The 12,142-nt window shown below is 72.1% G+C and carries 15 protein-coding genes; 8 read left to right on the top strand and 7 right to left on the bottom strand.

What is annotated here, in order from left to right:
* Nucleotides 1-26 precede the first annotated feature (26 nt).
* The gene (locus ACIBK8_RS23275; protein ID WP_399043714.1) at nt 27-374 is read right to left on the bottom strand and encodes an ArsR/SmtB family transcription factor; all 348 of its coding nucleotides are present in this window, start codon (nt 372-374) and stop codon (nt 27-29) included.
* Between the two features lie 127 nt (nt 375-501).
* Here ACIBK8_RS23275 and ACIBK8_RS23270 point away from each other — a divergent pair, with 127 nt between their 5' ends.
* The 3 genes from ACIBK8_RS23270 to ACIBK8_RS23260 all read left to right on the top strand — a co-directional run bounded on the left by ACIBK8_RS23270 (nt 502) and on the right by ACIBK8_RS23260 (nt 1,684).
* Nucleotides 502-888 carry a nuclear transport factor 2 family protein gene (locus tag ACIBK8_RS23270; RefSeq protein WP_399043713.1) on the top strand — a complete coding sequence of 129 codons (387 nt, stop codon included), beginning with the start codon at nt 502-504 and terminating at the stop codon, nt 886-888.
* 119 nt (nt 889-1,007) lie between these two features.
* Nucleotides 1,008-1,199 carry a hypothetical protein gene (locus tag ACIBK8_RS23265; RefSeq protein ID WP_399043712.1) on the top strand — a complete coding sequence of 64 codons (192 nt, stop codon included), beginning with the start codon at nt 1,008-1,010 and terminating at the stop codon, nt 1,197-1,199.
* Nucleotides 1,200-1,315: 116 nt separating this feature from the next.
* Nucleotides 1,316-1,684: a type II toxin-antitoxin system HicB family antitoxin gene (locus tag ACIBK8_RS23260; RefSeq protein WP_399043711.1), complete on the top strand. Its 369-nt coding sequence runs from the start codon at nt 1,316-1,318 to the stop codon at nt 1,682-1,684.
* Between the two features lie 174 nt (nt 1,685-1,858).
* Here ACIBK8_RS23260 and ACIBK8_RS23255 read toward each other — a convergent pair whose 3' ends face one another.
* Nucleotides 1,859-2,470 (bottom strand): TetR/AcrR family transcriptional regulator, encoded by a 612-nt coding sequence (locus tag ACIBK8_RS23255; protein ID WP_399043710.1) that lies wholly within the window; start codon nt 2,468-2,470, stop codon nt 1,859-1,861.
* A gap of 81 nt (nt 2,471-2,551) precedes the next feature.
* Between ACIBK8_RS23255 and ACIBK8_RS23250 the strand changes: the two genes are divergently transcribed.
* A complete protein-coding gene (locus ACIBK8_RS23250) occupies nt 2,552-2,950 on the top strand; it encodes a DUF4345 domain-containing protein (protein WP_399043709.1) in 399 nt (132 codons plus the stop codon).
* Between the two features lie 108 nt (nt 2,951-3,058).
* On the opposite strand, the gene ACIBK8_RS23245 is transcribed toward ACIBK8_RS23250, so the two are convergent.
* The gene (locus tag ACIBK8_RS23245; protein WP_399043708.1) at nt 3,059-4,048 is read right to left on the bottom strand and encodes a GlxA family transcriptional regulator; all 990 of its coding nucleotides are present in this window, start codon (nt 4,046-4,048) and stop codon (nt 3,059-3,061) included.
* A gap of 69 nt (nt 4,049-4,117) precedes the next feature.
* Between ACIBK8_RS23245 and ACIBK8_RS23240 the strand changes: the two genes are divergently transcribed.
* The 3 genes from ACIBK8_RS23240 (at nt 4,118) to ACIBK8_RS23230 (ending at nt 7,081) form a co-directional block, all read left to right on the top strand.
* On the top strand, nt 4,118-5,059 hold the full coding sequence (locus tag ACIBK8_RS23240; protein ID WP_399043707.1) for an NADP-dependent oxidoreductase: 942 nt from the start codon (nt 4,118-4,120) through the stop codon (nt 5,057-5,059).
* Between the two features lie 230 nt (nt 5,060-5,289).
* A complete protein-coding gene (locus tag ACIBK8_RS23235; protein WP_399043706.1) occupies nt 5,290-6,165 on the top strand; it encodes a helix-turn-helix domain-containing protein in 876 nt (291 codons plus the stop codon).
* A 151-nt stretch (nt 6,166-6,316) separates the two neighbouring features.
* Nucleotides 6,317-7,081, top strand: coding sequence for an SDR family oxidoreductase (locus ACIBK8_RS23230; protein ID WP_399043705.1), 765 nt, complete (start codon nt 6,317-6,319; stop codon nt 7,079-7,081).
* Nucleotides 7,082-7,181: 100 nt separating this feature from the next.
* On the opposite strand, the gene ACIBK8_RS23225 is transcribed toward ACIBK8_RS23230, so the two are convergent.
* Both ACIBK8_RS23225 and ACIBK8_RS23220 read right to left on the bottom strand, forming a co-directional pair.
* Nucleotides 7,182-7,955, bottom strand: a complete 774-nt coding sequence (locus ACIBK8_RS23225; RefSeq protein WP_399043704.1) for a methyltransferase domain-containing protein — start codon at nt 7,953-7,955, stop codon at nt 7,182-7,184.
* Nucleotides 7,956-7,993: 38 nt separating this feature from the next.
* The gene (locus ACIBK8_RS23220) at nt 7,994-9,211 is read right to left on the bottom strand and encodes an MFS transporter (protein WP_399043703.1); all 1,218 of its coding nucleotides are present in this window, start codon (nt 9,209-9,211) and stop codon (nt 7,994-7,996) included.
* A gap of 54 nt (nt 9,212-9,265) precedes the next feature.
* On the opposite strand from ACIBK8_RS23220, the gene ACIBK8_RS23215 reads away from it, so the two are divergent.
* Nucleotides 9,266-10,012: an AraC family transcriptional regulator gene (locus tag ACIBK8_RS23215; RefSeq protein WP_399043702.1), complete on the top strand. Its 747-nt coding sequence runs from the start codon at nt 9,266-9,268 to the stop codon at nt 10,010-10,012.
* Nucleotides 10,013-10,048: 36 nt separating this feature from the next.
* Here the strand turns inward: ACIBK8_RS23215 and ACIBK8_RS23210 are convergent, their stop codons facing one another.
* Both ACIBK8_RS23210 and ACIBK8_RS23205 read right to left on the bottom strand, forming a co-directional pair.
* Complete coding sequence (locus ACIBK8_RS23210) at nt 10,049-10,669, bottom strand: TetR/AcrR family transcriptional regulator (protein ID WP_399043701.1); 621 nt, start codon at nt 10,667-10,669, stop codon at nt 10,049-10,051.
* Between the two features lie 53 nt (nt 10,670-10,722).
* Complete coding sequence (locus tag ACIBK8_RS23205; protein ID WP_399043700.1) at nt 10,723-11,943, bottom strand: cytochrome P450; 1,221 nt, start codon at nt 11,941-11,943, stop codon at nt 10,723-10,725.
* Nucleotides 11,944-12,142: the final 199 nt, after the last annotated feature.

Raw genomic sequence — 12,142 nt, 5'->3', positions numbered from 1 at the left:
CCCGTACACCACCCGTACAACAGGCCCTAGTTACCGACGACTTGGGCGACGGCCGGGTCGTCGGCCGCCGCGGCGAGGACACCGTCGAGCACTCCGGGGAAGCGGGCGTCGAGGTCCGCCCGGCGCAGGTACAGCAGCAGGCGGCGGCCGTCGCGGTGCTGATGGACGACGCCGCTTTCGCGCAGCACACGCCAGTGGTGGCTGGCGGTGGATTTCGAGATCTCGGGCAGCACCTCGCCGCACGAGGTCTCCCGCCCTTCCCGCTCGTGGGCCGCCAGCCGCTGCACCACCAGGAGGCGCAGCGGGTGGGACAGCGCTTCGAGCACGTCGGTGATGCGGATGTCCTGTGCTGGGGGGTTCCTCAAGGCGGCCACCGTTCGATGGTACGCGTACGTACGCGCGGCCCTTTCGTTGATCAGCCCCTTCTCGTCGACCCGCTCCTTCCCTCATCTAGAGTAATGTTCGCGTACATACGAACAATCGAACCGAAGGACTGACCCCATGAGTGATCACGCTGAGCGGTACGGCATCGGCAAGGCGTTCCACGCCGCGCTCGCCACGGCGGACTGGGACGGCATCCGCTCCCTGTTGCACGACGACGCGGTGTGGGTCCTACCGGGAGACAACACCATCTCCGGTGCGGCCGAGGGGGCGGACGCCGTCGTGGAGCGAGCCCGGAAGATCGCGGGCTACGGGCTCCGCTTCGAGCTGCTGAACATCCTCGTCAGCAGGGAGAACATGGCGCTGTCCCTGCACAACACCGCCCGCCGCGACGACGCCGTCCTCGACGAGTATCTGTCCACGGTGTGCACGCTGCGCGACGGCAAGATCGCTTCGATCGAGACCTACCTCTCCGACGTCGACGGCATGAACGCCTTCTTCGTCTGACCCGGTCCGCCCACCCTGGAGCCCACTCCCCCAGGAACGAGAGGCGGCGGGCGGCATGACGACCGGAAGGCGTGTCGCATGCAGTAGACAGTCTTCGCCGCCCTGAGTAGACTAGCTGTGTGCAGAAACGGGTACTGCTCCGGAAACTGCGGCACATCGCCGCCGGCAAGGGGGCGGATCTCGTACTCGCGAGGCAGGGTGCACGGCACGAGGTGTACACCCTGGAGGGGATAAGCCTCCCCGTCCCGCGACACCGAGAGATCGCCGAAGGAACCGCCGAGGCCCTGATCAAGGCGGCAGAGGGAGCGTGATCGACCGGGGGGCCGAATCCGATTCGGCCCCCCAACGATCAGGAATCCACCATCACTTCGGCGAGAGGCATACAGGAAGGGAAGGAGAAATGGGCGATACAACGAGATACCACGCGATGGCGAAGCTTGACGGCTCCCACTGGGCCGTGACGATCACCGACCTACCGCCAGGATGCGTCGGGGTCACACAGGGCCGCACGTGGAGCGAAGCACAGAGGATGGCCACCGATGTGGTGGCGATGTTGCTGGACATTCCCGAGGAGGCGTTTGAGGTTGTACTGCGACCGGCCGATCCCGATATGGCCAACGCTGTCGTCACGGCCGAGAAAGCCAGAGAGAAAGCCGAGGAAGCCGCCAAGGCGGCAACTGAGGCCCTCACGGCCGCCGCGCGCACCCTGACCGCCAAAACCACGGTCAGGGACGCGGGGGCCATGCTCGGCGTCTCACACCAGTACATCGCCAAGCTCGCACCCAAGAAGGGATGACCCTTCTTCCGTCGCGTCTCACGGCGCCCCCAAGGTCTGCAGGCCCACGGGGGCGCCACAGCGCACTCCACGGGCAACGGACCCGACACGGGCGGCCGGGGCAGTCAGCGAGCCACCGCCACTCGGCCGGGGGCCACCTGCGCGCCGCGCTGGGCGCCGTCGGCAAGTCCGGTGTCACCGGGGCCAGTCCGGGGCGGGATCCTCGTCGAGGAGGGGCCGGATGGCGCCCAGTACGGCGCCGATGCACACGTCGCGCAGTTCGGCGCGGGTGCAGGTCTCCTCGGTGAGCCAGTCCACGCACAGCACCTGGACGAACACCAGCCAGCTCTTCAGGACGCCCGACACCGCCTGCCGGGTGCCGTCGTCGGCGAGCGGGAGCACGCCGAGCAACCGCTCGCGCAGGGCGTCGAGTTCGTCCGTGATGATCGTCTGGACCAGGCGGTCGCCCGCCAGCACCCGGTTCGCCGCCAGGACGGTGTTGCGGTGCTCAGCGAAGTACTCGATGTGGGCGTCCAAGCCCTCGGTGAGCTGCTCGACCAGGGTGCCGGCGGGGTCGAGCCGGGTCGCGGCGAGCAACTGCTCGGCCACCTGCCGGTAGAGGGCGGCGAAGAGGTCCCGCTTGCCCGGGAAGTGGCGGTAGAGCAGGGCGCGGGAGACCCCGGCGTGCTCGGCGACGTCCTCCATCAGCACCTCGTCGTACGGGTGCGCGGCGAAGAGCCGGGCGGCGACGGCGAGGAGCTGCGCACGGCGTTCGGCGGGGCTGAGTCGCTGGCGGGGAGGAGGCATGAGCGCATGTTACTTGACACGCGTCTACTAGCTGGCCATAGCCTGGTGGACACTTGTCCACCAGCAGGGGGTTGCCGAACCATGGTCAGGATCAAGGCACTTCGGGGGCTCGTGCTGGCGATGGGGTACGCCTGCGTGGCGATCGGGCTCTACCACGTACTGCTCGGCAACGCCGCGATCCCCGGCGCGGGCGCGGCCGGGACGACGGTCGACAGCCTCGGGCGGTTCTTCGGCGCGATCTTCGCCGGGTACGGCATCGGCTGGCTCTGGGTGGCCCGGCAGTCACCGGTCCCCGCGACGGTGGTGCGATGGCTGGCCGGAGTGTTCCTGCTGGGCGCGTCCGGACGGCTGCTGTCGCTCGCGGTGCACGGGTGGCCGCACTGGTTCCAAGTGGTGCTGACCGTCATCGAACTGGTGCTGCCGCCCGTGTTCTTCTGGCTGGCGGACGCCGAGGAGAAGGCGTCCAGGGCGGAGGGCTGAGCAGGCGTCACGGTCCGTGGGCGGGCCGTCCGGTGTGGCGCGCCGCCCCTCGTTCGCGCGTCGGTCAACTGCCGTGCGGACGGCTCCGGATGACGGCCGGGGCCGGCGTCAGAGGGCGGCCCCCGCTCCGGCACGGACGCCCGCCGTGGCACCCGCCGCCGTCCCGCCCGCCTGGAAGGTGCGCCGGTACGCGAGCGGGGAGACGCCGACCGCCGCCTGGAGGTGCTGCCGCAGGGACGCGGCCGTGGCGAAGCCGACCTCGCCCGCGATCCGGTCGACGGACAGGTCGCTGCACTCCAGCAGGTGGCGTGCCCGGTCCACCCGCTGCTGGGTCAGCCAGCGGCCCGGACTCATGCCGACCTCGCGCTGGAACCTGCGGGCGAACGTACGGCCGCTCATCTGCGCCTTGCCTGCCAACTCGGCGAGTGTGAGCGGCAGATGGAGGTGGCCGAGCGCCCAGGTACGCGCCAGTGCGGTGCTTTCGGACGACGGGGAGGGGACCGGCCGCTCGATGTACTGGGCCTGGCCGCCGTCGCGCCAGGCGGGGACGACGCAGGCACGGGCCACCTGGTTGGCGACCTTGCTGCCGTGGTCCTTGCGCACGAGGTGCAGGCACAGGTCCACGCCGGACGCGGCGCCCGCCGAGGTCAGCACGTCGCCGTCGTCCACGAACAGCACGCCCGGGTCGATCCGTACGCGCGGGAAGCGGCGGCCGAACTCCTCCGCCATGTGCCAGTGCGTGGTCGCCGGGCGGCCGTCGAGCAGCCCGGCGGAGGCCAGCACGTAGGAGCCGGTGCAGATGGAGACGAGACGGGTGCCGGGACGGATCAGGGCGAGGGCTTCGGGGACCTCGTCGGTGACCTCGGACGGCGGGATCACCACCGTGTCGGCCGTGGCGAGCACCTCGGGACCGTGTTCGGTGGTGACCGTGAAGTCGGCGAAGGTCCGCACAGGTCTGCCGTCCGCGCTGCACGTCAGCACCTCGTAGAGCCGGCCGGCCGAGCCGAATATCCGGGCGGGGATGCCGAGTTCGAAGGGGTAGACGCCGTCGAGGGCGAGGACGACGACGCGATGCGGGGCGGGCGCGGCATGGGACATGGCACGATCCTAGCGAAGGATGGCAATCTTGCCATTTTCCCGGGCCGTACCAGGCGGCACTGTGGAGGCATGAGCGAAACGATGCGAGTGATCAGCCAGGACACCTTCGGCGGCCCCGAGGTCCTGAAGGAGACCGAGCGGGAGCGGCCCGTACCGGGGATCGGACAGGTCCTGGTGCGGGTGCACGCCGCCGGTCTCAACCCGACCGACTGGAAGAACAGGAGCCGGCAACTGACCGTCGCCGGCCCGCTGCCCCTGGTGCTGGGCTGGGACGTCTCCGGTGTGGTCGAGCAGGTGGGATTCGGCGTGACGCTGCACCGGGCCGGCGACGCGGTGTTCGGGATGCTGCCGTACCCGGAGGGGGTCGGCGCCTTCGCCGAGTACGTGGTCGTGCCCGCGCGCGCCCTGGTCCGCAAGCCGGAGAACCTGGACCACGTGCAGGCGGGCGCCCTGCCGCTGGCCGCCCTCACCGCGTGGCAGGCGCTGGTGGACGTCGCCCGGGTACGCGAGGGACAGCGGGTGCTGATCCACGCGGCGGCCGGCGGTGTCGGGCACCTGGCGGTGCAGATCGCCAAGGCGCGTGGCGCGTACGTGATCGGCACCGCGAGCGAGAGCAAGCACGCGTTCGTGCGCGGGCTCGGCGCGGACGAGATGGTCGACTACCGCGCGGTGGACTTCGCGGAGACCGTGCGCGACGTGGACGTCGTCCTGGACACCATCGGGGGCGACTACGGGCCGCGTTCGCTGCGCACGCTGCGTCCCGGCGGCACGTACGTGACCCTCCTGATGGGCGGCGAGGAGCTGTCCACCGAAGCGCAGCGGCTCGGCGTGACGGCGGCGGCGATGGTCGTCGAGTACGACCAGGAGGGGATGCGGGCCATCGCGGAACTCGCCGCGACGGGGCGCCTGCGCGCGGAGATCGCCGGGACGTTCCCGCTGGCCGACGCGGCCAAGGCCCATGAGCAGGGCGAGACGGGACGCACGGCGGGGAAGATCGTCCTCACGGTGTGAACCGCCCGCCACCCGGGCGGCACCGGACGCACGGGCCCGTGAACACGGCCCGGGGGACGGGGTGTTCGTGAGCGACGTGGCGCGGCGGTCCGGGATCCGGGCCGCCGCGCCGGGCTCGTGGCGGGCGGCGGACGGGGGCGGCGCGGCCGGCCCGTGATCGTCGTGCGGCGCTTCGGGGGCGGTCCTGTCGCCGACAGGACGGCGGTCTGCCGAGGTCCGATACTGGTGGGGTGAGTGTTTCGCACATCAAGCCCCACCTGCGGTGTCTGCACGGGAGCGGGACCGCTCTCGGCCACGCGGTGGCGGAGCGGGCGGTGGAGCGGGCGGCGGGAACGGCGGATGTCGCGCCGCCGCCGGTGGGCCCGCCGGTCCACGTACTGGTCGTGCATACCGGCCGGTCGTCGAATCTGCGCTGGTCGGCGGATGGCAGCCCGCGCCGCGAGCGTTTCCACGCCGGTGAGGCGCTGGTCAATCCGGCGGGGTGGGCGGCGCGGCCCCGTTGGCAGGACGACGTGGAGCTGCTGCTGCTCGGCATCGACCCGGTATGGCTGGAGAAGCTGGCGGCCGAGGGCGGGGCCACGCGCCCGGTGGGGCTCGCCCCGCGGTTCCACTTCACCGATCCGCTGCTGGGGATGCTGCTGGAGCGGCTGGTGGCCGAGTACGCCGGTCCAGGCCCTGCCGACGCGCTGTACGCGCAGTCACTGGTGCAGGCGGCTGCCGCGGTGATACTGCGGGTGGCCGGCGAGGGCGGCACCGTACCGGTCCGGGAGGGCGGGCTGCCGCCCCGGCGCCTGGCCGAGGTCGTGGACTTCATCCACGCGCACCTCTCCCAGCGCGTCACACTGGCGGATCTCGCCGCCGTGGCCGGGGTCAGCGAGTCCCACTTCACGCGGGTGTTCAAGGCGTCGACCGGGCAGTCCCCGCACCGGTACGTGACGCAGCGGCGTGTGGCGCACGCACGGCGCGAGCTGGTGCGGACCAGCAGGCCGATCGCGGAGATCGCGGCGGAGGCGGGGTTCGCCGACCAGAGTCATCTGACGAGGACGCTGCGGCGTTACGAGGGGGCCACGCCGCAGGCCCTGCGCGACGGCGCCGGCGGGCTCTGACGGTCCGCGGCACGTCGTGAGCGGTGTGTTCCACCGGTGATCGGATCGTTCAAGATCGCCACTTGGTACTCGGGGAAGCTGCTGGCAGGGCACGGCATTCGGGTCTGCCGGAGTCGTGCCGTCCCAGCCCGGTACAACGCAGGAGGCAGCGATGGGCACCACCCCGGACAAGACGCTCAACGGCAAGGTCGCCTTCGTCGGCGGCGCGTCCCGCAACCTCGGCGGGCTCATCAGCACCACCCTGGGCGCGGAAGGCGCGTTGGTCGCGGTGCACTACAACAGCGATTCCTCACGGGCCAAGGCCGAGGACGTCGCCGCGCAGATCAACGCGGGGCCCGGCGAGGCGTTCGCGCTCCAGGGCGACCTGACGCAGGTGTCCGAGGTGGAGCGGGTCTTCAACGAGACCGTCAACCGGTTCGGCAAGCTCGACTACTGCATCAACACCGCGGGCATGGTGCTGAAGAAGCCGCTCACCGAGATCACCGAGGAGGAGTACGACCGCATGTTCGCGGTCAACTCCAAGGCCGCGTTCTTCGTCATGCGCGAGGCCGCCCGCAGGATCCAGGACGGCGGGAAGATCATCACCGTCGTCACCTCGCTGCTCGCCGCCTACACCGGTCTGTACTCCACCTACGCGGGCAGCAAGGCGCCGGTCGAGCACTTCACCCGGGCCCTGTCCAAGGAGTTGTACGGCCGCAACATCTCGGTGAACGCCATCGCTCCCGGCCCGATGGACACCTCGTTCTTCTACCCCGCCGAGGACGACGGCGCCGTCGCCTTCCACAAGTCGTCGGCGATGAACGGCGAACTCACCAAGATCGAGGACATCGTGCCGTGGGTCCGCCATCTCCTCACCGACGGCTGGTGGGCCAACGGCCAGACGCTGCTCCTCAACGGCGGCTACACCACCCGCTGATCCGCCCGTTCCGCGGGCCGCCCAGCCGAAGCCGGCGGCGGCCCGCGGAACGCCGCTCCCGGCACGGGCTGTTCACGGGCTCGTGCCCCGCTCCCCCGCTTCAGCGGGAGCAGAGCACGGTGAAGAGGCTGAAGGAGGCCAGGAAGGGGCCTTCGGCGAGGGAGGCGAACCAGCGGCGGCCGTGCTCCTCGTCGATGTGGCCGGCGGCGATGGCCTTTTCGGTGTTGCGGCCGAGCCCCAGGGTGTGGTCGGCGGCCGGGAAGTCCCGGAAGACCGGGGTGGTCGCCAGCACGGTCAGGACGGTGAAGCCGGCCCGTTCGGCGTGGCGGGCGAGGCGGCGGCCGATGGTGGCGTTGCGGACGGCGACGGATGCGGTGTAGCGGGTGAAAGCCCGGCTGGTTTCCAGGTCGTCCGCGTCGACGACCAGCGTGTCCCAGTCGGGTTCGGCCAGGGCGAGCAGGGCTCCGGGGCGGGTGACCCGGTGCAGTTGGGCGAGGACGGCGGCGGGGTCGGCGACGTGCATCAGGACCCGGTCGATCCGGGCCCGGTCCACGCTGCCAGGCTCGACGGGGAGCGCGTGTGCGTCGCCCTCGCGGACCTCGACGGCGGGCAGGCCCGTGGTGCGGCGGCGGGCCTCCGCGAGCATCGCCCGGTCGCGGTCCACACCGATCACCGTGCCGTCGCGGCCGACGCGTTCGGCGAGGGCGCCGAGGTCGGTGCCGGGCCCGCAGCCCACGTCGAGCGCGGTCTGTCCTGCGCCGACGTCCAGCAGGTCGAGGAGTTGCTGCTTGTACGCGCGGCCCGCGTCGGTGGCGGCGGCCCGCAGCATGTAGGCGGCCTGGTCGGGCCGGGGTGCTCCGAGGTGCGTTGGCATGCGGGACAGCACAGCAGACCGGCGGGCGCGGGGGCGGTTCACGGCCGGGACGCGGTGTCGTCGGCGGGCAACTCCGGCTGGGCGGCGGCGGTTTCGGGGTGCTCGGGTTCGTGCAGGCGGCGCAGGAGGAGCCAGCCGACGGCGGGCATGACGATCAGCGGGGTGAGGGCGGTGTGCAGGGAGGTGGCGTCGGCGAGGGCGCCGATGAGAGGGCTGGCGAGGCCGCCGATGCTGACGGTCAGGCCGAGGGTGACGCCGCTGGCGGTGCCCATGCGGCGGGGCAGGTAGTCCTGGCCGAGGGTGACGTGCAGCGAGAAGGGGACGTACAGGCCGGCCGAGGTGAGGGCGACGAGGGGGTAGAGCAGCGGGCCGGGTACGAGGACGAGGCCGGCCACGGCGGGGACGGTCAGCGCGTAGGACCACCGGACGACGGGGAGGCGGCCGAAGCGGGTGGCGAGCCGGCCGCCTGCCACGGTGCCGACCGCGCCGCCGAGGTAGAGGACGAACAGCGCGACGGCGCCCGCGGCGTCCCCTCCCCCGGTGCGCTGGCGTACGTAGAGGGAGATGAACGCGCTCAGGCCGACGAAGACGACCGAGCGGCACATGATGGCGCCGGAGAGTTTCGCGAAGGAGGCCCAGTCGTCCCTGGCGGTGCGGCGGTCCGGGCCGGTGGCCGCCGCCGCGGCCGGGCGTGCCGTTCGGCCGGGCAGCGCGGCCAGGCACAGTGCCGTGCCGGCGAGGGCGGGGACGATCAGCAGCGGGGAGGCGTGCAGGCCGCCGGTGGCGATGACGGCGGAGACCAGCAGCGGGGCGGCGGCGAAGCCGAGGTTGCCGCCGAGGGAGAACCAGCCCATCGCGGTGTGGCTGCCGCGGCTGGCGCCCCGTGCCACGCGGGCGGCTTCCGGGTGGTAGGCGGCGACGCCGATCCCGGATATCGCGACGACCGCCAGGGTCAGGGCGTAGGAGCCGCTGACGCCGGCGAGTGCGACGCCGGTTCCTGACACCAGGGTGGCGGCAGGCAGCAGCCAGGGCATGGCCCACTTGTCGGTGAGCGCCCCGAACAGGGGCTGCACCACGGAGGACAGCAGGGACGCGGCCAGGACGATGCCGGATGCGGCGGCGTAGGTGTAGGCCCGTTCGGAGACGAAGAACGGCACCAGCGCGGCCACCGCGCCCTGGTAGACGTCCACGCAGGAGTGTCCCAGGGACAGCAGCGTGATCGGGCGGCCGGTGCGGGAGGTCTGGTAAGTGGACACCTGGCCATCGTCACCGCGGGACGGCGTGGCGCGCTTCCGATAAAGTGCCAAAGTATGCCGGACATCCGCCACATGCGTGCGGCGCCCACCTGCGCCCAGGTACTCGCTCCGGGCGAGAGCATCGACGCGCACCGCCACGACGAGCACCAGATCGTCTACGCGGGCTCCGGAGTCCTGGCCGTCACCACCGACGCCGGCACCTGGTTCGCCCCCGGTACCCGCGCCATCTGGGTACCGGCCGGCTGCGTCCACGCCCACCGCGCCTACGGCCACCTCGCCCTGCATCTGCTGGGGCTGCCCGCCCGCACCAACCCGCTGGGACTGCACGCCCCCACCGTCCTGGCCGTCAGTCCCCTGCTGCGCGAACTCATCCTCAGCTACACCCGCGGCCCGCTCGGCGACACCCCCGAGCGGCGGCGGCTGCGCGCCGTACTCCTCGACCAGCTGCGTGCCTCGCCGCAGCAGCCCTTCCGGCTGCCCGCGCCTGCCGATCCCCGGCTGGCGGCGGTCTGTGATCTCCTGCGCCGCGACCCCGCCGACCCGCGGACGCTGGCCTCGCTCGGCGCCGCCACCGGGGCCGGGGAACGGACCCTCAGCCGCCTCTTCCGGCGGGAGTTGGGCATGAGCTTCCCGCAGTGGCGCACACAGCTGCGTCTTTACCACGCGCTGCGCCTGCTGGCCGACGGCGTGCCGGTGACCGGCGTCGCGCATCGCTGCGGCTGGTCGTCCGCCAGCGCGTTCATCGACGTCTTCCACCGCGCGTTCGGCTACACGCCCGGCACGCACAACCACCGCACCTGAACGGCCGGTTGGGCGGTGTGCGGACCGCCGCGCTCCTCAGGGGCCGTCCGGCTCCGGGGTGTGGCGGGTGACGGTGACGGGTGCGGTGAGCAGGCCGACGATCGCGTCGGTCAGGGTGTCGGCGGTGTGCTCCCAGGAGGAGTGCAGCGGGGCGGTGCCGTCCGCCAGGGCGCGTTCCCGCTCCGCGCAGGTGTGGGTGATCAAGTGGCGTGCCATGTCGCCGCGTTCGGCCCGTACCCGGTCGGGCAGTGCGGCGAGGCAGCGGCCGAGGCCGTCGAGGGTCTGCCGCAGGTGCTTCCTGGTCAGGGCCTCGTCCGTGACCAGGGCACGCATCACGGGGTCGGTCATGACCTGGGCGGCGAAGCGGGCGTGCCAGGAGGGGCTGCCGAGCGCGCCCAGATGCTGGGGCACGGGGCGTACCAGGCAGCCGACCCAGTCCCGGATGTCGTGGCTGTCGCCGATGTCCGCCAGGTGCTGCCCCCTGATCTGTTCGATCGCCTCGCCGTGCCTGGTCATGAGGGCGCGTACCAGGCCGGTCCGGTCGCCGAAGTGGTAGCTGACGGCCGTGACGTTGCCCTGGCCTGCCGCTTCGCCGATCTGCCGGTGCGACACCGCCGACAGGCCGTGCTCGGCGAAGAGCCGTTCCGCGGAGGTCATGATCACCTCACGGGTTCCGGCGGCCCGGCCGGCGCGCACGGCTCCGCCGCCGCTCACCACGTCACCGGCAGTGCGCGCAGCGGAGAGGTCAGCAGCCCCTCATGGCGTCGCAGGTCCTGGACGGCGACGCCGAGACCGAGGGTGGGCAGCCTGCGCAGCAGCACGGTGAGGGCCGCCTGCAGCTCCATGCGGGCCAGCAGCTGTCCCAGGCAGGAGTGCGGGCCCACGCCGAAGGCGAGGTGCGGATTGGGGCTGCGGCTCACGTCCATGTCGTCCGCGGCGTCCCAGGCGTGCTCGTCACGGTTGGCCGCGGCCATGCTGCACACCACGGTGGTGCCGCGGGGCAGCGTGCCGCCGGAGAGTTCGGTGTCCTCGTGCACGTAGCGGAGCATGCCGAATCCGCTGCCGTTCGGGTCGAACCGGAGCGTCTCTTCGACGGCCGGGCGGATCAGCGACGGGTCGGCCAGCAGCCGTTCCCAGCGACGGCGGTCGGACAGCAGGTGGGCCACCATCATGGCGAGGAATCCGGCGGTGGTCTCGTGTCCGGCGAGCAGCAGTGCCTGCCCGGTGGCCACCAGCCCGGCTTCGGACATCGGCTCGCCGTCGGCGTCCGTGCCGGCCAGGAGGAGGCTGAGGAGGTCGTCCCCGGGCCGTGCGCGCTTGCCCGCGATCAGGCCGGACATGTAGTCCGCGAACTCCTGGTGCGCCGCCGTCGTCTCGTCCCGCGTGTACCGGGTGGTGTTCAAGAAGGTGTCCGACCAGCTCTTGAACCTGTCCCGGTCGCTCTCGGGCACGCCGAGCATGTGGCAGATCACGAACACCGGGAGCGGGAACGCCAGATGCGTCACCAGATCCGCCGGCTGCCCGTGCTCCAGCATCCCGTCGACGAGCTGATCGGCCATGGCCTCCATACCGGGCCGCAGCGCCGACATCCGCTTCGCCGTGAACCACTTGCCGACCATGCGCCGCCAGCGCCCGTGCCCCTCGGCGTTGAGTGCCTTCGCCATCGGGCTGCTGAAGATGCCTTCCGATGCGCCTGCCGCCACCCGGGCGGCGTCGGGCAGGGCCAGCCCCTCACGGCTCAGACGCGGGTCGGAGAGCGCCGTCTTCACGTCCTCGTAGCGGGTGAGCAGCACGGCCCGGTCGCCGCTCGGCAGCGTCACCGGCGCGACCGGGCAGCTGCGCCGCAGGTCCGCCCACTGCCGCGGCGGCTCCAGCACGGCCGGTGCGGGGATCGGGTAGTTCAAGGACTCGGCGTCCTGGACATCGCTCACCAGCGGCCTCCCGGCTCAGGGGTTCGTGCCAGCAGTAAAAACCCGGCACACGATTAAGTCAACCGACTTAACGGGGAGTTGGGCGGGCGTCTGGGGGGGGTGACCGGTGCGGCCCGACCGCGTACGGAGGCGGGAATACCGTGCTCGGCCGGCGCGCTGGGACGGGTGATCAACTGTCCACGCACCCCGCACACCTCAC

The organism is Streptomyces sp. NPDC050161, assembly GCF_044460025.1.
Taxonomy (GTDB): domain Bacteria; phylum Actinomycetota; class Actinomycetes; order Streptomycetales; family Streptomycetaceae; genus Streptomyces.
This window is presented reverse-complemented; position numbering and strand designations above follow the sequence as displayed.